The organism is Streptomyces antibioticus (assembly GCF_002019855.1).
Lineage (GTDB): Bacteria > Actinomycetota > Actinomycetes > Streptomycetales > Streptomycetaceae > Streptomyces > Streptomyces antibioticus_B.
Map to the genome: position 1 here is coordinate 8,080,139 of NZ_CM007717.1, position 25,145 is coordinate 8,105,283.

At 72.9% G+C, this 25,145-nt stretch carries 15 protein-coding genes; 5 read left to right on the forward strand and 10 right to left on the reverse strand.

Annotated features, from left to right (window positions below):
- Positions 1–4: 4 nt before the first annotated feature.
- Positions 5–2,692, reverse strand: coding sequence for a pyruvate, phosphate dikinase (gene ppdK, locus AFM16_RS36405; protein ID WP_078636535.1), 2,688 nt, complete (start codon positions 2,690–2,692; stop codon positions 5–7).
- Positions 2,693–3,017: 325 nt separating this feature from the next.
- Here ppdK and AFM16_RS36410 point away from each other — a divergent pair, with 325 nt between their 5' ends.
- The 5 genes from AFM16_RS36410 to AFM16_RS36430 all read left to right on the forward strand — a co-directional run bounded on the left by AFM16_RS36410 (position 3,018) and on the right by AFM16_RS36430 (position 9,001).
- Positions 3,018–3,743 carry a CBS domain-containing protein gene (locus AFM16_RS36410; RefSeq protein ID WP_030782248.1) on the forward strand — a complete coding sequence of 242 codons (726 nt, stop codon included), beginning with the start codon at positions 3,018–3,020 and terminating at the stop codon, positions 3,741–3,743.
- Between the two features lie 136 nt (positions 3,744–3,879).
- The gene (locus AFM16_RS36415; protein ID WP_030782244.1) at positions 3,880–4,800 is read left to right on the forward strand and encodes a universal stress protein; all 921 of its coding nucleotides are present in this window, start codon (positions 3,880–3,882) and stop codon (positions 4,798–4,800) included.
- A 113-nt stretch (positions 4,801–4,913) separates the two neighbouring features.
- Positions 4,914–5,795, forward strand: coding sequence for a universal stress protein (locus tag AFM16_RS36420; protein WP_107419223.1), 882 nt, complete (start codon positions 4,914–4,916; stop codon positions 5,793–5,795).
- Between the two features lie 63 nt (positions 5,796–5,858).
- A complete protein-coding gene (locus AFM16_RS36425) occupies positions 5,859–6,635 on the forward strand; it encodes an HAD family hydrolase (RefSeq protein ID WP_078637228.1) in 777 nt (258 codons plus the stop codon).
- Positions 6,632–9,001, forward strand: a complete 2,370-nt coding sequence (locus AFM16_RS36430) for a glycoside hydrolase family 65 protein (RefSeq protein ID WP_078636537.1) — start codon at positions 6,632–6,634, stop codon at positions 8,999–9,001. The genes AFM16_RS36425 and AFM16_RS36430 overlap by 4 nt, the downstream gene beginning before the upstream one ends.
- An 821-nt stretch (positions 9,002–9,822) precedes the next feature.
- Here AFM16_RS36430 and AFM16_RS36435 read toward each other — a convergent pair.
- The 9 genes from AFM16_RS36435 to AFM16_RS36475 all read right to left on the reverse strand — a co-directional run bounded on the left by AFM16_RS36435 (position 9,823) and on the right by AFM16_RS36475 (position 25,101).
- Positions 9,823–10,767: an IS5 family transposase gene (locus tag AFM16_RS36435; protein WP_245177897.1), complete on the reverse strand. Its 945-nt coding sequence runs from the start codon at positions 10,765–10,767 to the stop codon at positions 9,823–9,825.
- Between the two features lie 22 nt (positions 10,768–10,789).
- Positions 10,790–11,338, reverse strand: coding sequence for a P-loop nucleotide/nucleoside kinase family protein (locus tag AFM16_RS36440; RefSeq protein ID WP_078636538.1), 549 nt, complete (start codon positions 11,336–11,338; stop codon positions 10,790–10,792).
- 14 nt (positions 11,339–11,352) lie between these two features.
- Positions 11,353–11,748, reverse strand: coding sequence for a contact-dependent growth inhibition system immunity protein (locus tag AFM16_RS36445; RefSeq protein WP_078636539.1), 396 nt, complete (start codon positions 11,746–11,748; stop codon positions 11,353–11,355).
- Between the two features lie 42 nt (positions 11,749–11,790).
- Positions 11,791–12,915, reverse strand: a complete 1,125-nt coding sequence (locus AFM16_RS36450; RefSeq protein ID WP_078636540.1) for an ABC transporter substrate-binding protein — start codon at positions 12,913–12,915, stop codon at positions 11,791–11,793.
- 49 nt (positions 12,916–12,964) lie between these two features.
- Positions 12,965–15,940, reverse strand: coding sequence for an FxSxx-COOH system tetratricopeptide repeat protein (fxsT, locus tag AFM16_RS36455; RefSeq protein ID WP_078636541.1), 2,976 nt, complete (start codon positions 15,938–15,940; stop codon positions 12,965–12,967).
- 151 nt (positions 15,941–16,091) lie between these two features.
- Positions 16,092–17,171: an AAA family ATPase gene (locus AFM16_RS36460; RefSeq protein ID WP_245177898.1), complete on the reverse strand. Its 1,080-nt coding sequence runs from the start codon at positions 17,169–17,171 to the stop codon at positions 16,092–16,094.
- 135 nt (positions 17,172–17,306) lie between these two features.
- Complete coding sequence (locus AFM16_RS36465) at positions 17,307–18,608, reverse strand: SAV_2336 N-terminal domain-related protein (protein WP_078636543.1); 1,302 nt, start codon at positions 18,606–18,608, stop codon at positions 17,307–17,309.
- Entirely contained in the window at positions 18,605–20,062 is a 1,458-nt protein-coding gene (locus AFM16_RS36470) for a VMAP-C domain-containing protein (protein WP_143648522.1), read from the reverse strand. The genes AFM16_RS36465 and AFM16_RS36470 overlap by 4 nt, the downstream gene beginning before the upstream one ends.
- Positions 20,059–25,101, reverse strand: a complete 5,043-nt coding sequence (locus tag AFM16_RS36475; RefSeq protein WP_143648524.1) for a hypothetical protein — start codon at positions 25,099–25,101, stop codon at positions 20,059–20,061. Before AFM16_RS36475 ends, AFM16_RS36470 begins: the two co-directional genes overlap by 4 nt.
- Between the last annotated feature and the right edge of the window lie 44 nt (positions 25,102–25,145).

The window sequence follows — 25,145 nt, forward strand, 5'->3', positions numbered from 1 at the left end:
CCCGTCACCTGCTGTCGCTGCCCGTCCCCGGCTCGGGCAGCGCGGCCCGTCCGGCCTCCAGCCGCGCGACCGGCACCCGGAACGGCGAGCAGGAGACGTAGTCGAGGCCGGCGGCGTGGAAGAAGTGGACGGAGGCCGGGTCCCCGCCGTGCTCGCCGCAGACGCCGATCTTCAACTCGGGCCGCGCGGCGCGGCCTTCGTCGACCGCGATCCGCACCAGCCGGCCCACTCCGTCCCGGTCGAGGGTCTCGAAGGGGGAGGTGGCGAAGATGCCCTTGTCGAGGTAGGCGGAGAAGAACGCCGCCTCGACGTCGTCGCGGGAGAAGCCCCAGGTGGTCTGGGTGAGGTCGTTGGTGCCGAAGGAGAAGAACTCCGCCTCCTCGGCGATCCGTCCGGCCGTGAGCGCGGCCCGGGGCAGCTCGATCATCGTGCCGACCGGGCAGCGCACGGGCACGCCGGACTCCTCGGAGACCTCGGCCAGGACGCGTTCCACCTCGGCCCGTTCGATGCGCAGTTCCTCCACGGCGCCGACCAGCGGCACCATGATCTCCGCCCGCGGGCTGCCCCCGGCCCGGGTGCGCTCCACGACCGCCTCCGCGATCGCCCGCACCTGCATCGCGACCAGCCCCGGCACGACCAGGCCCAGACGCACCCCGCGCAGGCCGAGCATCGGGTTCTCCTCGTGCATCCGGTTGACGGCGTCGAGGAGTTCGGTGTCGTGCGCGGCCGGCACATCGCCCTGGGCCTCGGTGGTGGCGAGCCGTACGGCGAGGTCGGTGCGGTCGGGCAGGAACTCGTGCAGCGGCGGGTCGATGAGCCGGACGGTGACCGGCAGACCGTCCATCGCCTCCAGGATGCCGATGAAGTCCCGCCGCTGGAGCGGCAGAAGCGCGCTCAGTGCCTTCTCGCGCTCGCTGTCGTCGCGGGCGAGGATCATCGCCTCCACGAGCTTGCGGCGCTCGCCGAGGAACATGTGCTCGGTCCGGCACAGCCCGACGCCCTGGGCGCCGAACCGCCGGGCCCGGGCGGCGTCTTCGGGTGTGTCGGCGTTCGCCCGCACCTCCAACGTGCGGACGCCGTCGGCCCGTTCCATGGCGCGGGCGACGGACTCGACCAGTCCGGGGGACCGTTCGCCGGTCTCGAAGTAGCGCATCACCTCGGAGGCGACGAGCGGCGCGGCACCCGGATAGACGGCGCCCTCGGAGCCGTCGACGGAGATGACGGTGCCCTCCTCCACGACGGTGTCGCCCACCGTGAACCGGCGGGCCGCGAGATCGACGTCCAGCTCCTCGGCCCCGCACACGCACACCGTGCCCATGCCGCGGGCGACCACGGCCGCGTGGCTCGTCTTGCCGCCGCGGCTGGTCAGCACCGCCTGCGCGGCGATCATGCCGGGCAGATCGTCGGGGGTGGTCTCCTGGCGCACCAGGACGACGTCCTCGCCCGCCGCGGCCCGGCGCACCGCCTCCGCCGAGTCGAACACCGCCGCGCCCACGGCCGCGCCGGGGGAGGCGGGCAGTCCGTGCGCGAGCGCCGTGCCGACCGCCGAGGTGTCGAAGCGGGGGAACATCAGCCGCGCGAGGCCGTCCCCGTCGACGCGGGACAGCCCCTCGTCGGGGGTGATCAGTCCCTCGTCGGCCAGTTCGGCCGCGAGCGCGAACGCGGCCCCGGCGGTGCGCTTGCCCACCCGGGTCTGGAGCATCCACAGCCGGCCGCGCTCGATGGTGAACTCGATGTCGCACAGATCCCGGTAGTGCGCCTCCAACGTGCCCATGTGGTCCCGCAGCCGGCCGTACGAGACGGGGTCCAGCTCCTCCAGCGCGGTCAGCGGAACGGTGTTGCGGATGCCGGCGACGACGTCCTCGCCCTGCGCGTTCGCCAGGTAGTCGCCGTACAGGCCGGTCCTGCCGGTGGCCGGGTCGCGGGTGAAGGCGACGCCGCTGCCGGAGTCGGCGCCGAGATTGCCGAAGACCATGGTCTGGACGGTCACGGCGGTGCCCAGGTCGTCCGGGATGTGCTCGCGGCGGCGGTACAGCCGGGCGCGCTCGCCCGTCCAGGACGTGAAGACGGCGCGCACCGCCCGGCCGAGCTGCTCGGCCGGGGACTGCGGGAAGTCCTCGCCGGTCTCCCGGCGGATGAGGTCCTTGTAGATCCGGACGAGTTCGGCGAGGTCCGCCGCGGTCAGCGCCAGGTCGTCCTTCGCACCGCGAGCGCGCTTCAGCCCGGCGATGGCGTCCTCGAACAGGGCGCTGTCGACACCCATCACCGTGCTGCCGAACATCTGCACGAGGCGACGGTAGGAGTCCCAGGCGAACCGCTCGCTCCCGGAGGTCTTCGCCAGGCCGAGCACGGAGTCGTCGTCGAGACCGACGTCGAGGATCGTCTCCATCATGCCGGGCATGGAGAACCGCGCCCCGGAGCGCACGGACAGCAGCAGCGGATCGTCGGGCTGCCCGAGGCGCCGTCCCGCGGCCCGCTCCAGCGCGGCGAGGTGTTCCGCGATCTCGCCGGCCAGGGTGTCCGGCTCGCTGCCGGTGGCGAGGAAGACCCGGCACGCCTCGGTGGTCACGGTGAAACCGGGCGGCACCGGCAGCCCCAGCCGGGCCATCTCGGCCAGGTTGGCGCCCTTGCCGCCGAGCAGGTCGGCCATGTCACGGCCGCCGGACGCGAAGTCGTACACATAACGGACCATGACGCGGTCTCCTCCGATGGGCTGCGGGCCGGATACCTCTCCAGCGTCCGGCCGCCGGGACCGAGAGGGCAGGTGCCGCCGGTCCCTGTCCACAGGGCCGGTCGGGCCCGGTCGCCGCCGCGTCCTGCCCCAGACCACTACCGTGACACATCACCGCACCGCCGCACGTCCGGCGCCCTGCGGAAGGCGGTGACAGGCGCGCGAGCCATCGCCTTCGGTGGCCTTCGGCCCCACGGCAGGGCCGTCCGGCCCCTGCCCGCGCGGGCCCGCGCGGCGGAGGCTGGAAGGTGGCGGGGGACGGCATCCGGAGCACCTGGAGGACGCCATGCTCTCCCTCGTGAGCGACGTGATGACACACACCGTGGTCGCCCTGCGCGACGAAGTCGCCTTCAAGGACATCGCGCGCACCATGCGGCGCTGGAGGGTCAGCGCCCTGCCCGTGCTGGACGAGGACGGCCGCGTCGTCGGTGTCGTGTCCGAAGCCGACCTCCTGCCCAAGGAGATGCTGCGCGACGGCGACCCGGACCGGTTCGGACGGTCCCCGGTCCACCCCGACCCGGCCACCAAGGCCGACGCGGTGCTCGCCCGCGACCTGATGACCGCCCCCGCCGTCACCGTGCGCGCCGACGACACCGTGGCCCGGGCCGCACGCCTCATGGCGCACCGCCACCTCAAGCGGCTCCCGGTCGTCGACGACGACGGCGTGCTGCTGGGCGTCGTCAGCCGCTCCGACCTGATCAAGGTGTTCCTGCGGGACGACACGGAGATCGCCGACGAGATACGCCGCGAGGTCGTCGCCCGCTTCCCGGCCGCGCCCACCGGACCGGTCCGGGTGGAGGTCCACGACGGCGTCGTGACGCTCACCGGCCACGTGTGGGACGCCTCGCTCGTCGCCCTGGTGACACGGCTGGTGCGGACGGTGGAGGGCGTGGTGGACGTGGACTGCGCCCTGTCCGGGCCGGCCCGCCCCGCCGAAACCGGCCCGCACCGGGCACCGCCGGACGACACCACCCGGGCCGCGCGGACCGGCGACCCCGGCGCCGCCGCCTGACGACCGGCCCCACCCCGGGCCACGACGTCGGCTCCCCGGCCCCGAGGGCCGGTCGGCGCCCCGCAGGGACCTCCGGCCCTTCCTGAGGCCCCCGCGCGGCGGTGAGACTGACGGCGCATCCCCCAAGGAGGTCCGCATGCCCGCCATCACCGTCGGTCTCGACGGCTCACCCGAAAGCCTCGCCGCCGCCGACTGGGCCGCCCGCGAAGCGGCGCAACGAGACGCCGACCTGCGTCTCCTGCACGCCGAAGGAGACCTGCCGGGACCGCCGTACACCCCCTTCATGGGCGTACCGGCGCCGGGCGTGATCGAGGCGCAGCGCGCCTGGGCCGCGCAGATGCTGCGCGAGACCGAGACCGGGCTGACGGAACGCCACCCCGGCCTGCGGATCATGACCCGGCAGACCGCGGAACAGGCGGTCCCGGCCCTGCTGGCGGCCGCCGCCGCCGACACCGAACTGCTCGTCCTGGGGTCCCGGGGCCTCGGCACGGTGACCGGGTTCCTCGTCGGCTCCGTCGCCTTCGCCGTGGTGGCGCGGGCGGAGCGGCCCGTCGTCCTCGTGCGGGCCGGCGAGCGGGCCGAGGACGAGCACCTCCCGGACGCCACGGGCGGCGCGTCGGCCACCACCGCCTACCGGGACGTCGTGCTGGGGCTCGACCTGCGGGAGCCGGACGACTCCGTCATCCGGTTCGCCTTCGAGACGGCCCGGCGCCGCGCCGCCGTCCTGCGCGTCGTCCACGGCTGGGACCCGGCGGCCGTCTACGGCCACGCGGCGGCCCTGGAGGGCGGCCTCGACGCCGAACTCGCCGAGGAGACCCGGCGCGGACTGGACGACGTCCTGCTCCCCTGGAAGGACAAGTTCCCCGGCGTGGAGGTGCGCGCGCAGGCCGTCGTCGGCAGCCCGGGCCGGCACCTCGTGCACGCCTCGCGGGACGCCTCCCTGGTCGTCGTCGGCCGCAAGCGCCAGCACGCGCGCGTGGGCGGCCGCATCGGCCCGGTGACGCACGGCGTGCTTCAGCACGCGTCCGCACCGGTGGCCGTGGTGCCGCACGACTGAGGTACGCATGGGCCGAAGGTCCCCGGCGACGGCCCGTTCGCCTCTCGTGCGGCGGGCCCGCCGGTGACACCGTGAAGGCATGACCCCGTGCGGTACGGAAGGCGGTGGGGACGATGACGCTGACGCTTCCCCTGGTCCTGGGTGTCGACGGATCCGACGCGAGTCTGACGGCGGTCGACTGGGCGGTCGACGAGGCCGCCCGGCTCGGCCTCCCGCTGCGCCTGGTCCACGCCTCGCGCTGGGAGCGCTACGAGCGCCCCGCACCCTCCACCGGCCTCGACCGCCCCTCCGAGCGCGTGTACGCCGAGAACCTCGTCGCCACCGCCGCCGAACGCGCCGTACGGCGCCACCCCGAGGTGAAGGTCACCACCGACATCGTCCCCGACGACGCGGCCGCCGCCCTCCTGCGCGAGGGCAACAACGCGTTCGCCCTGGTCACCGGGGCGCGCGGCCGTGGCCGGCTGGAGGGACTGCTCCTCGGCTCGGTCGGCCTTGCCGTCGCGGCCCGCGCGCACTGCCCGGTGATCGTGGTCCGCGGTGACACGGCGGGCCTGGCCGGTACCCACGAACGGATCCTGCTGGGCGCCGGCGATCCCGTCACCGGCGCCGAGGCCGCGCGCTTCGCCTTCCGCGAGGCACGGGCCCGCGGCTGCACCCTGGACGTCGTACGCGCCTGGCGCTGCCCCGCCCACGAGAGCGCCGACGATCCCGCGCTCGCCGCGGAACCGGCGCACCGGCACGAGGAACGGGCGTCGGCGCTGCTCGACGCCCTCGTGCGGGACGCCGTGGCCGAGCATCCGGACGTCCGGCTGCGGCGCGTGACGGTCGAGGGAGCGGCCCACGGCGTCCTCGTCCACCGCTCGGCCGCCGCCGACCTGGTGATCGTCGGAGCCCGGCGCAGACACGGACACCTCGGCCTTCAGCTCGGCCGGGTCAGCCACACCCTGCTCCACCACGCGGCCTGCCCGGTGGCGGTGGTACCGCAGACGGTGTGACCGTGGAAGGTGCCCGCCCGCAGGGGCGGCGACGATGGCCGCCGGGTCGGAGGGGGAGTGAAGATGGCCGCCAGGTCCCGTGCCGCGCTCGCGCCCGTGCTGCGTGACATCGACGCGGTCGTGTGCGACACGGACGGAGTGATCACCGACTCCGCCAAGGTGCACGCGGCCGCCTGGAAGACCGCCTTCGACACCTTCCTCGCCGGACACCCGCCCACGGACCCCGCACAGCGCCGCCCCTTCGACTCCCACGACGACTACCTGCGGTACGTGGACGGCAGGTCACGGCTCGACGGCGCCGCCGCCTTCCTCGCCTCCCGCGGCCTCGACCCCACGGCGGAGACCGTGCGCGCCGTGGCGGCCGACAAGGAACGGCTCTTCACCGAGCGGCTCCGGGAGCGGGGCGTCGACGCGTTCGAGGGCACCCTGCGGCTGGTCCGCGCCCTGCGCGCGGCGGGCGTACCCGTCGCCGCGGCCTCCGCGTCCCGGCACGCGCGCGAGCTGCTCACCCGGGCGGGCGCCCTCGACCTGTTCACCGCCCTGGTCGACGGCGGCGAGGCGGCCCGCCTCGGCCTCGCCGGGAAACCGCGGCCCGACCTGTTCCTGGAGGCGGCACGCCGGCTCGGCGTCCCGCCGGACCGCGCCGCCGTCGTGGAGGACGCCCTGGCCGGCGTCGAGGCGGGCCGGAACGGCGGCTTCGCCCTCGTCGTCGGCGTGGACCGCGCCGCCCGCCCGGACACCCGCGCCAGACTGCTGCGGCACGGCGCCGACCTCGTCGTCGACGACCTCGGAGAGCTGCTCGACCAACAAGGTGCGGACGGCGGAGGGACGCCCCGGTGACCGGCTGGACCTGGGAGTACGAGGGCTACGACCCCGCCGACGAGCGCCTGCGCGAGTCGCTGTGCACCCTCGGCAACGGCTACTTCGCCACCCGGGGCGCCCTGCCCGAATGCGCCGCCGACGACATCCACCACCCCGGCACCTATGTGGCCGGCTGCTACAACCGGCTCACCTCGGAGATCGCGGGCCGCCGGGTGGAGAACGAGGACCTCGTCAACGTCCCGAACTGGCTGCCGCTGCGCTTCCGGCTCGTGGACGGAGACTGGCTCACCCCCGAGACGGCCGAGGTGCTCGACCACCGGCAGATGGTGCACCTGGCCTCCGGCCTCCTGGAACGCCGCACCCGGTACGCGCTCGGCGAGGGCCGGGTCCTGTCGGTGCGGCAGCAGCGGCTCGTGCACATGGCCGACCCCCATCTCGCCGCGCTGCGCACCGAGTTCACGGCCGAGGGCTTCACCGGGGACCTCGACGTGGAGGCGGCGCTCGACGGCGGCGTCACCAACTCGGGCGTCGCCCGCTACCGGGACCTGGACGGCCGTCACCTCACCGCGCCGGACACGGGTTCCGTCGAACCGGACCTGGTGTGGCTGCGCTGCCGCACCCGCACCTCCGACATCCGCATCGGCATGGCGGCCCGGCTGCGCGCCGACGCCCCGGTCACCGACCGCCACGAGGAGGCGCGGGCCGGACAGCGCGTACGGCTCGGCCTGCTGCCCGGCCGCACCGTCACCGTCGACAAGACCGTCGCCCTGCACACCTCCCGCGACCCCGCCATCAGCGACCCGCTCGACGCCGCGATCGACCGGGTCGCCGCCGCCCCCGCCTTCGACGACCTGCTCGAAACGCATCTGACGGCCTGGGACCAGTTGTGGCGGCGCGCCGAACTCGACGTCCCCGGCGAGGCCGGCGACATCCTGCGCCTGCACCTCTTCCACGTCCTCCAGACCCTCTCCCCGCACACAGCGGAACTCGATGTCGGCGTACCGGCCCGAGGGCTGCACGGGGAGGCGTACCGCGGCCATGTCTTCTGGGACGAGCTGTTCGTCCTGCCCTACCTCAACCTGCACTTCCCCGAGGTCTCGCGCGCCCTCCTCGGCTACCGGCACCGCCGCCTGGACCGGGCCTGCGCCGCCGCCCGCGCGGCCGGCCGGCGCGGCGCCCTGTACCCGTGGCAGAGCGGCAGCGACGGCCGTGAGGAGACCCAGGAGGTCCATCTCAACCCCCGCTCCGGGCGCTGGCTTCCCGACCACTCACGGCTCCAGCGGCACGTCGGCTCGGCGGTGGCGTACAACGTGTGGCAGTACTGCGAGGCCAGCGGCGACGCCGAGTTCCTGCACACCAAGGGGGCGGAGATGCTGCTCCAGATCGCCCGCTTCTGGGCGGACTCGGCCACCTGGGACGAGCGTCTCGGCCGGCACCGCATCCTGGGCGTGATGGGCCCCGACGAGTACCACGACGCCTACCCCGACGCGCTGCGGCCCGGCCTCGACGACAACGCCTACACCAACGTCACCGCCGCCTGGGTGCTCTCCCGCACCCTGGACGTGGTGCGCACCCTCCCGGAGCCCCGGCGCCGCGAACTCGCCGAGCGCACCGGCCTGGACGCCGGTGAACTCGAACAGTGGGAGGACGTCTCCCGCACCCTCCACGTCCCCTTCCACGAAGGCGTCATCAGCCAGTTCGAGGGCTACGGCGACCTCGCCGAACTCGACTGGGAGGGCTACCGGCACCGGTACGGCGACATCCGGCGCCTGGACCGGATCCTGGAGGCGGAGGACGACACCGTCAACCGCTACAAGGCGTCCAAACAGGCCGACCTGCTGATGCTCGGCTACCTCTTCTCGCCGCGTGAACTCCGGGGCCTCTTCGAGCGGTTGGGCTACCGGCTGGACGACGAGACCTGGCACCGGACGGTCGACCACTACCTGCACCGCACCAGCCACGGCTCCACGCTCAGCGGCCTGGTCCACGGCTGGGTCCTGGCCCGCGCACGCCGCGCCGCGGCCTGGACGTACTGCCAGGAGGCCCTGCGCGGCGACATCGCCGACCTCCAGGGCGGCACCACCGGGGAGGGCATCCACCTGGGCGCCATGGCCGGCACCCTCGACCTGGTCCAGCGCGGCCTGCCCGGACTGGAGACCCGCGAAGGCGCCCTGTGGCTCGACCCGGTACCGCTGCCGGAACTGTCGTCCTACGGCTTCTCCCTCCACTACCAGGGCCACTGGGGCGTCCAACTCCGCCTGGAACGCGGCCGACTGGAGGTGACGGTGCCGCACTCCGACCGCGAACCGATCGACATCCGCCTGCCCGACCGGGTGGTGTGCGTGGCGCCGGGGGAGACGTACCACCTGCTGCTCGCGGACTGAGCGCGGCACGTGGGCCGGGCTGTATGGCACCCTAGGTCGATATCGGAGCGGCGGGTTGACGTGCCCCGTGACGTCGATCGACCTGTGCGGAGCGATGGAGTACCAAGTGGGTGGCGGCGCTGACGGTTCTGCTGAGCGTGGCCGTGGGCTTCGTGACGAACCTTCTCACGGAGAAGTGGAGTTGGGGCCTCGGCATCGGCTTCGTCGTGCTGGTGGGCGGCCTGGTCGCGGTGACGGTCCGCGCCATCCGCCGGGGCACGATCAGCGGCAACAGGGCCAAAGTGGCGGACGGCGACACGGTGCTGCGGGCTAGGGCCTGTCTGATAATGATCACGTCGAAGAGGCATTTCTTGGTGGAGTCAGCTGGCTGCCTGTGGGAGGGTCCTGCATGTGATCAGTCAGAATCGTGCCCGGGTCCGCGAGCTCGTACTCGCAAACGGAGTTCGCCCTACGGACGTTGTGCGTGTTCATCGCGAAGCTCTTCACGTGCTGCGTTCTGGCATCGATGCAGCCCACATCGATGCGCACAGTGATGACGCCTGGCCGCCCGAAGTCCTGAACTCGTATGAACGTGCCTTGTCACTGGCTCGGGAGCAGGTCGTGAGCGGTGCCCGCTCCAGGCACTCTGATCTCGGGATGGGGATCGACCTTGATGTCCGAGACGACGGGCACTTCAAGGTGCTGTCGGACTTGGCTCCCTACACGATCCACGCGGAAGGCCGGCGGGACGGTCGGCAAGTTTTCAGCGCCAGCGACTCGGGAACGTCCCTGTGGGTTGAGGTAACCCAGGAACAGGAAGTAGCCCTTCTGTCCCGATTGGGTCAGTTGGGAATCCCATCGGGTGTGCTGACCGTCCTGGCTCCCGGGCGCTGAGCGCTTGCCGATGCAGGCTCGCGGAGCCAGAGGATCAGCGAGGCGAGGCGGAGCCCGGCCTGGTATCGGTTCGCGAGCTTGTCGAAGCGGGTTGCTACCGCGCGGAACTGTTTGAGACGGCTGAAGCACCTCTCGACGACGTTGCGGTGCTTGTATGCTTCCGCGTCGAAGGCGGGTGGTCGGCCGCCTTGGGAACCCCGACGGAGCCGGTTGGCTACCTGGTCACCGCGTTCAGGGATCGTAACGGCGATGCCACGACGCCTGCACCAGGCGCGGATTGCCCGGGACGAATACGCCTTGTCGCCGAGGACCCGATCCGGGCAGGTGCGCGGCCGTCCCCGCCCGGATCGGGGGACGCGGATGGCGTCCAATGCCGCCTCAAAAAGGGTGGAGTCGTTGGTGTTGCCGGGGGCGAGCACAAGGGACAGCGGCAGGCCATGGCCGTCAACCGCCAAGTGAACCTTGGTAGTCAGCCCACCCCGGGACCGGCCGAGGGCCTGCCGTTCCGCCGAGCGTTCCGGATTTTCCAGTTTGTCCCCGTTGGCCTCCCCTTTGCGGGCGCCGGCCGCATGCTGATGGGCGCGGTTGATCGTGGAGTCCACCGAAACCGTCCACTCCATCGTGCCCACCGCGTCATCACGTACCTGGACCTGCTCCAGCAGCTTCGCCCAAGTGCCGTCCGCATCCCAGCGGGCGAATCGCTCGTAGACCGTTTGCCACGGTCCATACCGTTCCGGCAGATCACGCCACGGAGCACCCGTCCGCAGTCGCCAGAGCACCCCGTTGATCACCTGCCGGTGATCCCGCCACGGCCGCCCGCACCCATCCGAGCCCGGAAGCAGCGGCCCTATACGCTCCCACGCCGCGTCCGTCAGCTCGCCTCGACCTGTCACAAGATCAATTATCAGACACGCCCTAGGGGCGGGGAGACCGAAGACAACCGGCTGGAAGGCCGGTGACCCCTGCCGCACCGAGACGGCGGATCAGTGAGGCGAGGGACTCCTCCGGCTCCTGCCCCGCCGTGTCGACCACGACGTGCTCCCGATCCCAGGGCGCGTAGTCGCGGCTGAGCACCTGCTGCCAGTCGGGCAGCACCAGGCCGGGGATGTCGACGGAGCGCGAGGTCACGCGCCGCCGGTGCTCGGCGGGGTCCGAGCAGATCACTTCGACCTCGACGACGGGGACACCGGCTCCAACGCCGACGTCCCGCCAGGCATCGCGGGTGACGGCCAGCGGGTTGACGGACTCCGCGATCACGGTGAGCCCCTGGCGGAGATGCTCCTCCGCCAGGGCATACCCCACCACGTATCCGACCGGCCCGACCGGCTGCCGCGCCAGCCCGGAACGGACGATCGCCTGCTCGATCGTGTCGATCCGCAGATGAACACCGCCGATGCGCGCGGCCAGAAGCCGCGCCAGCGTGGTCTTACCGGTACCGGGCAGTCCCCCGAAGACGATGAGCATGCGCCGATGCTGCCCTACGCGGCCAGAAAGTCGCGCACCTTCTGTTGGACATCGGCGGACAGGTAGCCCAGGTGGGCGACGATCGAGCGCAACTCGGCGCGGAGTTCCGGGAGATCGGCCCAGACCGCCGGGTCCCTGGTGAGGACCGCACACAGCAGAGCACCCTCGTACATGTCCCCCTCGGCCAGCGGATCGTCCCGAAGGACGTCCACGGCGAGGGGCAGGAGGTGCGGCAGCCCCACGTCCTGCCCGATCAGCAAGCGCAGGTCCTCGGCGGTCAGTTCGCGGACCGGCCGCTGCCGCAGGGCGTGCGCGGTGGCGATGAGCCGGGTGGTGTCGGCCGGGGGAGCCGGCCAGCGGTCGCCTTCGAGTTCTTCAAGGGTGCGGTCACGACGCTGAGGGAGTCTCACCGCACGATTGTCGCCGCGATCCGCCCAGGTCGCAGCCCGTTTTCAGGTGGCGTGGCGCACGCGGAAGCGGTCGGGGTGGGCCGGGTCGCGGTCCACGACCTGCGTCGGCGCCCAGACCCACTGCCAGACGCTGCTGCCGGGCGGCCGGGAGAACCGGATCGGCCCCCGGGTGCCTTCGACGGAGACGTGGGGCCAGGATGCGGCGATGCGCGTCCGGTCCGGTCCTTGGGCGCGCACGATGTCGGCGAGGACGGTGACCGTGTCGTACCCCTCGAACGCCACGAACGAGGGCGCTGCGGCGAGTCGCTCGCGCAGAGCCGCCTCGACTCGTGTCCCGAGCGGACCGAGACGTTCGGGCAGGTAGCGCAGGAACGGCACCCCGGCACCGTCGTCACCCAGCGACGCCGCCCACCCGGCGAACTCCGGCTGCCCGGCCGGAGCACCGATCAGCACGTCCGCGAGACGCCGGTCGCCACGGACGGCCTTGACGATCGACACGGCCGGCTCCGGAAAACCGGCCAGCAGAAGGAGCGCGGTCGCGCCGCTGTCGACGAGCGCGTCGCACACGGCCGCGGGATCGAGCACACGCGCGTCGAGTTCGGTCACGCTGCCGCCCTGGGGAGCGAGATGGTCCCGAAGGATGCCGGTCCCGGACGCCCAGTACACGCTCGGTTCGGTCACGACCGCGATGCGGCGGTGGCCCGCGCCGAGAAGGAAGTCCGCGTAGATCCGCCAGCCGTGCGACTGCGCCGGGGGCAGGCGCGCGACCCAGTCGGTCGGCTTCTCGGTGAGTCCGTCGAGTACCGCCGACGAGCAGAGGAACGGCAGCCCCAGCGCGTCGGCCTCGGCGGCAGCGGCACGAGCGACGACGCTGTGATACTCCCCGGCCAACGCGACAACTCCCAGACCGGCCAGCTCCGCCACGGCTGCCGCGGCCTTGCCCGGATCGGCGGCGGTGTCCCGGACCAGCAACTCCAGCGGCCTTCCCCCGATCCCTCCGCCGTCGTTGACGTCACGGACGGCCAACTCCAGCCCGGCGAGCAGATGCCGCCCCGCCTCGACCCAGCCGGGGCGGGTGAGCGGAACGAGGGCACCGATCTGGACGGCTGAGGACGGCGACGCGTTCATGTGGTGTGGTCTTCCCGGGTTCGACGGTTCGGTGGTCATGGAGCCAAGATCTCGTGTTCCACGACTTGTCGCTGAGAAATAACGGCGCCTAAGGGCTACCGGTGCCGTGCACCTCGTGGGACAGCCGTCGCTCGTCCTCCGTCGCGCCGTTCGACGCGAGCCAGTCCAACTGGGCGCGTACGGCGGACCGTACCCACTCCTCGGTCGCCGTCACGGCTCCCGAGACGATCAGGTGGTCGGTCAGATGCGCCCCCGGCGGCTGGGCGGCCAGCAGTCGCCAGGCGGTACGGCGTACGTCGTCACGTTCGGCCGGGGGCATGCGGTGGGTCACCGCGATGCCCACCAGCCGGTGGACCTGGATGGAGTCGGCGCGATGGTCGATCCGGGCGAGGCTGTACCGGTTCAGCGACCTGATCGCCCGTGCGAGCCTGAGGGGGTCGGTGGCCGGGAGTGTGTCCGGGGCCGATTGCTCCTTGCCGACAGCCAGGAACAGACTTCGGGGCAGCGGTGCCGAAGCCAGGTGGGCGCAGACCTGGAGGATGCGCAGCGCCAGCGGCGATTCCTCACGAAGCCGGTCCAGGGCGATGTTCCAGGCGGCGGCCACGGGCATGTCGTAGTGCTGGATGGAGTTCACGGACAGCAACTCGTCGTGCTTCTCCTGAAAGAGGTGAAGGTACTCCGGCACCGGCATACCGGTGTCGAGCAACCAGACGGACGCCTGCTCCAGCGCGAGCGGCAGGTCGCCCAGGGCCTCCGCCAGGCGATCGGCCTGGTCGTCACTGATGTGGTCACCGCGTCGACGCAGCAGGCTGCGGCTCTCCTGCCGGGAGAACACATCCACGTCCAACGTCCGTGCCACATGCGCCCATTGACTGTTCCGGGAGGTGACGAGAACCCGACCCGGGCCACTGAGCGGGAAGAAGGGCTGTACGTCCCACACCGACTCAGCGTTGTCGAAGACGAGTAGCCACCGCTGCCACAGGTCCCCGGTGCGCAGGGCCTCCAGGACGGCGGGTACCGCCTCGTTCGTGGGGGCGTCGGAGGAGAGCGGGAGTCCCAGGAGATGGGCGATCTGCTGGAAGGCGGCCATGATGCGTGCCGGTTGCTCCGAGGGTATCCAGCAGACGACGTCGTAGGCGTGGCTGTGCCGGTACACGTGCTCGATGGCGAGTTGCGACTTCCCGATGCCTCCCATACCGAGCAACACGTCGACGCCCGTCATGGGGCCATTCGGCATCAACCGCTGCTCCAGAGCGGCGAGTTCACGTTCACGGCCGGAGAAGTGCACGTTGCGTAGCGGCAAGCCGTACCAGATGCTGGAGGGGCGGTGCGACCGGCCGCCAGTGGACAGTGCCACGGCCTCCGCCGTGGCCACGGCCGCTACAGGCACGGGCTGGTGGACCACCGCCTCGTCGGGCACCGCACGAATCCCGGTAGCCGCGAGCGGTCCCGACACAGCCCGCAGCACCGCCGTCGACAGCGTCATGTGCGCATGATCGGCCTCGGTCACGACAGGCGGCGTCGCGTCCTCGCCACGGAACACCCGCAGTTGATACGCCAGGAACTCGTGCTGCACCCGGTCGGTGACGATGGGGCGCGCCATGCGCAGGGCCTGGAAGGTGTCCGCGCGGTTGCCGTACGCGAGCAGCTCCTCACGGACGCCGGGATCGAAGGCGAAGCCGCCCTCGACGCCCGCGGGCTCCATGAGCAACAGCTCGGAAGCGAGCAGCTCGCCGAGGTGTTCCAGCTTGAACCCCGGGTCCAGCAGGGGCGGCAGGCGGTGCACGACGGTCTCGGACAGCGGCAGCGCGGCCAGCCGGACGGCCCCGTCGAACGCGGTCCGCGACAGACGGGAACGCGCTCGGCGAACGGCGTCCTCGGCACTCGGGGCGGCTGCCCGTGCCGCCGCCCCGGACCCCTCGGAAGCGCTGTCGACGTCGAGCATCACAGGCAGCTTCAGCGGCTGGGACGTGCGCCGCCCGGCCGCCAACCGCGACCACTGACCCAGGAAGCCGGGACGGAGCCCCAGGACGGGCACCAGCGGCTCCGCCGGCCCCTCCGCGTCCCATCCCTCCTCGTCAAAAGCCAACTCGTCGAACGCGTCCTCCTCCGGCCGCCCGGACACGAGGAGTCCGGTGTTGCCGGGCCCGGGCGCGGCCAGGCGCAGCGGTACCGACCGGGCAGTGATTCCCGACAGCGCCCACGCTCGCTCGGGCAGCAGATGCACGACCGCGGTCGTGTGCGTACGGGCCAGGTCGCGCAGGAGCGCCGGCGCCGTCCCCGTACGCCAGGCGGCGCCGATGCCGTCGGTCAGGACCAGGACGACGCTGCGTCGGCCCGGGCCGCCCAGGGACCGGGGCGAGACCTCGTCAGCCCGGTTGCGCAGCACGGGCGGGCGGCCGTCGGCACCGTTCGTGGTGTCGAGCCTGAGCGTCCGTACGGTGGCGAACGCGTCGATGCGCGCCAGCAGTTCGGCGAACTCGGCGCCGGTCCGGTTCCACAGGTTCATCGTCGGGCTGTCGTCGATGATCAGCGTCGCCTCGTCCCAGGGGCGGCTGCGGGCCCGCCGGAACACGGGCAGCCAGAAGTCGTCCTCGGCGGCCCGCCGGGCGGTGGCCGCCTCGTCGAAGAGGCGATCGCGGCTCTCGGCGGCGTGGGTCCGCAGCGGCCGTAGGGCGCGGGCGAGGGCCAAGGGGTTGGACAGCGCGGGCAGGCGGCCGGACGGTCCGCCGAGCGAGGGGGCGTCCTCCGAGGGGTGCCCGGACGGCCGTGGTTGCCGGGACGTGGCGCTCTCGGTGTCGACGCGGTCGGGCGCGCCGACAGTCGGCGCCGAACGGTCGGGCAGCCGCACCTCGGCGGCGTCCGGGGGCGGCGGGACATGGTCGGCGGGCGGCGACGGGCTGGATTCCCGGGAGTCGGCGGGAACGTCCGTCGGGCGCGGATCGGGGTCGGTCGGGCCGTCCAGCGCACCGCCCCGCCGGCTGATCACGCTCGCCAGCCACATCGCCTCGGCGATCTCCATGGCCGTCAGATCGCCGGAGGGCTCGGGCCGTTGCTGCGTCATCGCTCGTGTCCCCCCGTCCTCGGTCTCGTCCGTCTTCGCTCGCGTCCCGGCTCGCTCCGTCGGGATCGTCCAAGAGCACCGCCACGTCCCACATCACCACCGGCACCCCGGCCGACGGTGAACGGTCCCAGACGGTAGCCCCGTTCCCGGGTCAGTAGTCGGACAGACGCCGCCACACGGCGGCCATCAGCTTGTCCCACTGCTCGCCCTGTGCGGGGTGGTCCCCGGAGGTCATCAGGTGGACGGCGTTGAGGAGTTGATCGGCGGCCAACCCGCCCGACCTGGAGCTTCGTTCGTGGAACTGCGCGATGACGTCACGGGCTCTCTCCGCCACCTCGGCCGAGAAGTGCGCGGCCACCATCGCCGCCAACTCCTCGACGCCGGGCTGCGGAATGTCCAGACGCAGACACCGGCGCAGGAAGGCCGCGGGGAACTCCCGCTCCCCGTTGCTCGTGATGACCACGATCGGAAAGGCCCGGCAGCGCACCCGCCCGCCCTGCACGGGCACCCTGATGTCGGGGTCGTCGGTGTGCACCTCCACATACGGTGACCTGGCCTCGGACCGCACCAGTTCGGGTATCTCGAACGTTCCCTCCTCCAGCACGCTCAGCAGGTCGTTGGGCAGATCGATGTCGCTCTTGTCCAACTCGTCGACCAGCAGGACCCGGGGCCGTTCGTACGGCAACAGAGCGGTGCCCAGCGGACCGAGACTGAGGAAGTCACCGACCGACGGGGCCTCTCCCGCACCCTCGGAATCCGTCGCGACGCCCGGGACACCGCTCATGGCCCGCCAGGTCGCCGTGGCCTGCACGCGGCCGATCGCGTCGTAGGAGTAGAGCCCGTCCTGGAGCGTGGTACGGCTGGTGACGGGCCAGTACAGGACCCGTCCCAGGCCCAGCTCGTGGGCGATCCGGTACGGCAGCGTGGACTTGCCGGAACCGGGCCGTCCCGTGACCAGCAGCGGACGGCGCAGACACAACGCCGCGTTGATGACGTCCAGTTGCGCCTTGTCGGTCGGCGCCGTCGGCGAGAAGGTCCCGAGGCGGCGCCGGATCTCGTCCGCGTCCTCGGGCGGGCCGGGCTGCGGGGGACCGCCGTTGAAGGTGCGCCAAGGGGGAGGGGGCGGGAGGTCGTCGATCCCGTCCGGCCGAGGCACCCCCGTGCCCCGGTAGATCCCCCAGTCCGGGTCGGACGGACTCGCGGGCCCGTAGTCGGAGACATCAGTGGTCACGCGGTTCCCCCTTTCGCCGGCCGAGCTGCGGCCGGACGGTGCTGTGGCACGTACGCTGTGGCACTCACCTCGTGTGCCCATCCTGGCGAAGATTCGCGCCACGATCGGCCGAACTGCGGTATTCGTCGGTGGACTTCACCGCCCCGGTTCGCCGGGCCGCGGACGGTACGGTCCCGACACGGCGCTCAGGACCGCCGCGCGGACCCGGTGGAACGCCGCCGACTCCGGCGTGGGAGGCTCCGGGGCCCGAGGGGCAGCCGTCGTCAGGTTGTCCCACCCCCGCAGACCGACGACCCCGAGGTCCCGGTCCAGGAAACGCACAGCGTCCTCGAAGAGCCGTACCGTGTCAGCGCGAGTGGCCGCGGAGAGCAGCAACTCCCTTACCCCGTCCGGGAAGTCGAAGGTGACCTGGTCGTGTCGGCGTATGGACTCCCGGCCCACCACCGGCACCAGCAGCCCGGCGATGATCAGCTCCGAGAGCAGATGCGGCGCGGAACCGGGGATCAGCCGGGACTGCACGCGCTGCATCACCGGCAGGTTCAGCGGTACGGCGGCCAGGGCCCGGGCCAGTCGCAGCGCCCACTCCGTGCCCGCGTTCTCGAACACCGCGAGCAGGTCGGCGGCCGACGCCGGGCCGTCCTGCGGGGCGGCGGGAGCCGTGTCCGCCGGGTCGCGGGGGACCAGCACGGCGGGCAGCCGTATCCAGCCGTTCGCACCCCCGGTCAGGAAGTCGGCCCACTGCTTGAGATGGTCCTCCCGCAGAGCGAGAACGGGCACCGGGAACACCCCAGGGCGTGTCTCCTCCCAGCCGGTCAGACGGGACGGCGCCCCGTCGGCGCCCGTGGGCAGCAGGGTCAGGGGCTCGGGCCGGATCCCCGTGCTCGGCCACAGCCGGTCGTGCACGAGATGGATCACCGCGACGGAGTGGTTCTGTCCGAGGGCGTGCAGGGGACCGTCCAGGGCCCCGAGCTGCCAGGCGGACGCGATGCCGTCGGTCAGCACCAGGAGAGGTCCGGGCGGGACGCGCTCAGGAGCGACCGCCGAGGGCCGCGGTCCGTGGCTGTCGAACTCGACGACCCGTTCCTGACGGCACAGCCCCAGCCGGATCAGCAACTCGACCAGGCCCCGCACGACCGGTTGCCAGACCTCCATGGACAGCGCGTTGTCGACCGCGACCGTCATCTCCCAGCGCCCCGCCGCTCCGGCGCCCCGGTGATGGCGCTCCTCGGCCAGGAACGCCTGGTCCTCGACCGTGTCCGAGGGGGTGCCGTCCAGCAGCGCGTGCAGCGCCCGGATGATCTGCCGTTCGCCGAGCGGTCCCACGGCGGGTGCGCCGGGGCGCGGCCACGGCGGGCGCTCCAGGGCGCGGACCATCACCCAGGAACGGGCGGCCGGTCCCTCCGCGTCGGCAGGTGCCGTCTCGGCCTCCCCGCTCACAGCCCGCTCCACACCGGCTGCCGGTAGGGGTCGTCCCACAGCAGGACCAGTCGTGCGCCCGCCGGGGACCGTCGGCGCAGATCGAGAAGCCGGTCGGGCAGGTCGGCGAGCCGGCCCGGCGAGAGCAACTCCTCGGCCGCGGCCCGGAAGTCCGGGCGTGAACAGTCCTCGATGTCCCAGAGCAGGATGGGGAAGCCGAGTTGCAGGGCGGCCCGGGCCTCCCGCTGGCCGCGCGGGCTTCCGGCGCCCGGCGGCGTGCTCAGCACGCATCCCACCAGCCCGGCGTCCGACGTCAGCGCCCCGTAGAGCTGGTAGCCCTCGACGCCCTCGTCCAGGCGGTTCCAGCGCACCGACGAGGTGGCTTCGGAGGCGCTGAGGCGATTCCAACGCTCCATCCATCGCCGGTGCGACGCGCGGTTGCGCAGCCGTTCCAGGCTACGGACGACCACGGGCCGGTCGCGCATGCCGATCCCGGTGACGTCGTCCCGCCGCATGAGGTCGGCAGGAAGATTGAGCAGCGCCAGCGGCAGGATGAGTTCGACGGCGCCGAGCGCCTCCGTCGCACGCACCTCGTCCGCGATCACGCCCGCCACCGCGGACGCGACCTCGTCGGCGGTGACCGACTGCTCGTCGCCCGGCACCAGGTCGTGACCCGATCCCACCCATCGCGACAGCGTGTACCGGTCGGACTCCAGGAGATCGGGGGCCAGTTGCACCATCAGCAACCGCTCCGCGCGTGCTCCCTCCGCCCGGTGCGCCAGGCGCCGGGCATGGTCCAACTCCTCCTCCAGTGACCAGGCCCGCGCCCAACTGTCCAGCCAGGAACCGAGGACCCGGGTCCCCCGTTCACCGTGTGTGCGGACGAACTGGTCGTCCTCGGCGAGCAGCAGCAGGAACTCGGCGGCGGGCGGCAGACCGGACGCCGGCACGTTGAGGCCCAGCAGATACAGGAACGCCGACCAGGCCGTGACGCAGTGACCGGGCAGCCCGTCGATACGGCCCCCCGCCGCCTGTCGGCCCAGAGCCGGGAGCGCGGGCGACTCCAGGTCGCCGAGGAGGGCGCGCAGGGCACTCCAGTCGGCACCGGGAAGCAGCTCCAACCCCTGCCATTCGTCGGCGAGTTGAGCCAGTGCGCGGGCCGTCTCGGAGCTTCCCGCCGTGGCGGTCACCGCCTGCTCCAGGGTGCGCAGGCCGAAGGGCTCGCTCAGACAGGTGTCGACGACGGTTCGCAGCGCCTCGGGCCCCGACACGTCCCCGCCGACCGGCAGAGGCCGTTGCAGTACCTGCTCCAGGTCGTCGAGCCAGACGTGTGTGGTGCGGACGACGGACGGATCGTCCGCGAGCAGCTCCAGCAGCGCCGTGCGCACCCGCGTGGTGTCGGACAGGGGCGGCCGCGTCGGCCGGCCCCGCCGAGAGACGTCACCTTGCCAGGGGAAGCCGGGCAATTCGCTCATTGCGGCCCCCCGAGGTCAGGCATCGACGGGATCGACACCGTGGGCGGTGTCGTCGGCATCGGATCATGGACGTAGCTCCCGAGCCGCTGCCCCAGCGCGGTCACGAGGGTGGACAGTACCTCCCGCACCTCCGGATCGGTCACCCTCCCCGCCGTCAGTCGTTGCCCGATCCACCGGGCCACGCTCGCGTGATCGGTCGGCGTGTCGGTGGGGTACGGCGTCGGCAGCCAGTCCATGACGACGTTCGCGGCGGCCTCGTGCAGCACGGGGTCGCCCGGTACGAGCCCGAGCAGCAGCGGCCGCCAGACACCCAGGATCCCGAGCCCCACCAGCCGTGCCCGCTCCAGGCTGGGATGACCGTCCACCACGTCCAGGTGCTGAAGCCATGTCTGGGCTTCCCGCAGTGCGCGCTGGTCCTGTCTCTCCGCCGCGAGCCGCCCGAACCAGCCGACGGCGGTGATGGCGTGGGCGGACAGCGCCACTTCGAGAACGCCGTGCCCGGAGTGCACGTAACGCACCGGCGTCGCGGCCGCCACCGGCGAACCCGCGACGGCCTCCACGAACCCCGAGGCTCCCCGCAGCCCCGCGTAGGACACGGCCAGCACCCGCCGCAGCACGTCCTCCGGCGCGCCGAACTCCTCGGCGTCGTAGGGGAGTCGGCTCAGCAGTCGCCGACGCGCGTCGGCCGAGAGCGTCAGACCCTCCGGGCGCCCGCCGGCCGTGAGCAGGAAGTCGATCGCGCCCATGTAGCCGAGGGCTTCCTCCAGGCTGTCGTCGTCGGGTCGCTCCAGCAACCGGGTGAGGACGTCGTCGTCGATCTCGGACTCGTAGAAGGTCCGGGCCCAGGAGCCGTGCATGGCCTGCCGCACGCCGTGCCGTTCCAGCTCCCGGGCGGTCGTGTGCGCCAGTTGGACCCGCCCCTGCCGCGAATGGCGGCCGACCGCGGTGACCAGGGCGGCCAGCACGTCCAACCGGTCGGGCCCCGGCGCGGCGGTGATCCGGCGGATGATCCGCCGTGCCAGGACGAGAGACCCCGGGCCGAGGCCGCCGATGGCGGTGGCGGCCGCCAGCAGCCGTCGATCGGACGACTCTGCCGAGATCAGCCCCAGCAGATCCCAGGGCGGCCCCGACGGATCGGACAGCATCCGGTGCGCGGCGGCCACCGCCGACAGTTCGTCGCCCTCGGCGAAGACCCGCAACGCCTCCGACCGCGTCTCGTCCTCCGAGAGGAGAAGGGAGGCCGCGGGATCCTCGGGGTCGGCGGCGAGCCGGGCACGCGCGGGACCGTTCAACAGCCCCGACCAGTCCGGGAGATCGGCGAGACCGGGCACGAAACGGTGTTCCAGCAGCAGGTCCAGCATCGACGGATCACGTGACTGCCCGAGCACGGCGAGCAGTTCGGCCCGCTCCCTCGCCAGCGCGGCGCTCTCGGCGGCGACCGAGGTGCCGTCCGCCTCGGCGTCGGCCGCGCGCAGCCGTTCGGCACAGGCGGCCTCACGAAGGGCCTGCTGACGCGGTGTCAGGACGATGTCCAGGGCGGCCAGGGCCGCGCACGCCTCCCGGACGAGTGACCAGGGCGCGTCCGCCTCGACGCGTTCGCCCGCGTACCCGCTGAGGGACATGAGCCTCGCCCGGCCGATCGCCCGCAGCGCGGCCACCTCCACCTCGGTCGGCGCGCGATCCGGTGCGCCGAGGACGGCGTCCACGGCCTGCCGCAGCGCGGCGAGATCGGCGGAACCGCGGTCGCCGTCGCGGCGGGCGGCGGCGGTGTCACGGCTCAGCGGATCGGTCATGGCCCGCAGGGCGGCGACCCGGGCGCCCGCCGGGCGGTCCGGTCCCGCGGCGACGTCGGCCAGGACCGACCAGGCGGGCTCCCGGCGCAGCACCGCCAGCGCGGTGGCCGCCCGCTGCCAGGCCGTGCGCCCCGCGCCGGGAGCCTCCAGCGTCTCCTTCCGGCGGGCGACGAAGTCCCGGGTCAGGTCGGGCGGCGGGGCCAGACAGTGACGCAGCAGCCAGGCGCCGTAGCGCGGATCCGCCGAGGCCGCCGTCTCCAGGAGCCGGGTGACGCCGCTCCGGTCGTCCGTCGGGAGGCCGACCAGCATGCGGGCCGCCTCCTGCCACTCGAAGCGCAGGATCCTGCGCAGCGGCCCGTCCGGATCCGTGGCCGCCGACCGGGCCAGAGCCCGCGCCGCGAAGTAGCTCCGGAACAACTCGTGGAAGAAGCCCACCGATCCGTGCTCCTCGGTGAGGAACTCGGAGGCGATCACCTCGTCGAGCACCTCCCGCCAGTCCGGGCGTACCTCTTCCAGGCGAGGGCCGAGCACGCTCAGCGGGACGCGGGCGAGGTTGCCGCTCTCCGTCAGATGCTCGCCGACGGCTTCCAGCAGCGGCAGCTTGTCCGCCAGGCCGTACCGGAAACGGTTGTCGGCGGTGTCGTCGTCCTCATGGTGCCGTTCGGTGAGGTACCAGGTGGTGAAGGCGGCGAACAGCTCGCCGACGGACCGCGGCGGCGGGTCGAGGGACGTCTGCGCCTCGACGGCCATCCACAGGAACAGGGGAGTGCCCATCAGCCGGCGCAGACCCGCCGGCGCACCCGCTCCGCCGTCCGTGTCGGCGTCGCCCTCGTCGTCGAACAGCAGGCCCGCGAGCCGTCCGCCCGTGTAACTGCGGGCCTGTTCACGGGTGACGGGATGCAGAACCACCGTCGGCAGACGCAGAATCTCGGCGGGCGCCGCGTGGTAGGCCGAGGTGCGATGACAGACGCTCAACCGGACGGCGGGATGGTCGGCGCGCAGCCGCTCCAGCCACCGGGACACGGTCGTCCTGGCCTGCTCGGAGACCTCGTCCAGACCGTCGACCAGCACATGGACCCCGTCGAGGGCGAGGAGCGCCGCGTAGGTGGCGGCGTCCGCCGGATCCGCGCCGGGGCAGGTGAGGGCCAGCAGCTCGTCGTGCCGGAGGGCGGGGCGCCAAGCGCGCGCGATGTCGGCCGCCGAGAGCAACAGCGGCATGCGGACGGCCAGTTCGAGCCGCGTGGACTCCCCGGTGACGGCGCGGGCGTAGCCGTACTCCAGCTCGCGCAGCACGGTCGACTTGCCGGCCCCCGCGCTGCCCACGAGGACGGCCGCCTGCTCCTCGGCCAGCAGACGCAGCGCGCTGCCCTCCCGTGTGCCGCCGCCGGTGGAGGCCCGCAGGGCGATGTACGGTGACCGCCCGCGCCGCAGCGTGCGCAGCCGCCGTTCGACGGCGGTGCCGCACAGCGCGCGCACGGCCTGCTCCCGGGCCTGTTCGAGGACGGCGGCGAGCGGGTCGGGGGTGCCTGAGCCGCTGTCGGCGAGCGCCGGGAGCGCGGCGAGGCCCGTGACCAGATCGAGCAGCAGCGCCAGTTCGTCGCTCAGGCCCGGATCGAGTCGCGGCAGCAACCACGCGGCCACCGCCCGCAGTTCGACGGCCGGCCATAAGCGGAAGGCGTCCCGCTTCCCGCCCTCCCGGTCGTCGGCGAGGAACTCACCGGCCACGCCCGCGGCCACCAGTGCCGCGCCCGCGCTGAACCGGTCGTGGGCCTCGGCCGGCCACTTCAGGGTCCGGCAGGCCGCCAGGGTGAGCTGGGCCAGATACTCCCGCCACCAGGGACGGCGCGCCTGCTCCGGGTAGATGCCACGAGCGGTGGCCCGCACCTGCCACAACAGCCGGAACGCGGCGACGAATTGCGCGGACTCACCGTCCAGCGGCCACACCTCGGCGCCGCTCACCGCGAGCGGATCGTCCGTCGAGGGCCCGAGCCGACAATGGACCGCCAACACCCTCTGGAGCCGTACGAGTTCACCCCAACCGAGTCTCGGCGCGACGACATTGCGCAGCAGGTTCATCTCCAGCCAGGCCGGATCGCCCATGTGCGGCTGCCGGTCGGCGGCCCGCGCGTGGTCGATCAGATAGGGCTGATCGTCGGCCACCAGCACATTGCGCGGGTTGAGATCGCCGTGGGCGGGCGACGAGACCCAGCCCTCCACCGGATCACCGAGAAGGGACCGCAGCCGGGCGAACGGATGCCCGAACGCGCAACTGTCGATGCGGGCAACGGAGTTCTCCAGCACGAGCGCGTCCCCGAGCAGGTCGCGGCAGAGCCGCCCGTACCGCTCGGTGCGGGTGGCCACCACCGTGGCGTACAACAGCCGACCGCCGTTCGCCGCGCCCGCACGGTGCGGCAGTTCGCCCCCGGGCCCGGGGCACACCTCGATACGGGTGTCCGACGAGGGACGGGCCAGCAGCACACCCTCCTCGTCGGCCACGATCGAGGAGACCTCCACGGCGATCCGTTCCCCGGCGCGGAACCGCGGATCGCGCGTGTCGTCGTCCGCGGCGCAGGAGGCGGCGAGCAGATCGGCGGGATAGACCCGCACCGCTCGCGCTCCGCCCCCCTCCTCGGCCTCGACCAACAGGTCAGGTCCGAGAGTGGGGTTGAGCCAGCGCAGGGAGATCCGGGGGTCGGGGGCCGCGGAGAGGTAGAGGGTGCCGCCGAGCTGCCGCAGCAGCCGTCGTACGGCCGTCCGGGCGCTGTGCAGGCCCGCGCCGGAGCCGTCCAGGGCCTGCCCGGCGAGCTGCTCCAGCGTCACCAAGGGCCGGCCGGGCTCCCCGATCCGCTGGCTGACGTGCTGGTACACGACGACCTCACGATCGCCGGGCAGCGGTGCGCCCGCGCCCAGCACGGTCTCGCTCACCGCGCTGACGGACGTGCGGTAGGGAGTCTCCAGCGGCGCCATGTACGCCTGGTACGCCGTCCATTCGGCGCGGGCCGCCGAGGCGTCCTGGAGTTTCGCCACGTGCCACTCCGTGACCTCCGGCGCCCCGCGCCGGACCCGGACCTCCAGGACCTGCGCCCCGCTGCGGCCGCCGGTGATCAGCCGGACGACCTCCACCCGGTGCACGGGCGGCACCAGGCGCCCCGGACCCTCGCCCACGGCGATCCGGCTGAGGACCCACTCGATCTCGGCCCGCTCACCGTCGTCGACCCCGCAGCCGGGCATGAAGCGCACTTCCACCACTCGCCCCCCAGCACGCTCGCGTGCCGGTAGTCTCGCATCGA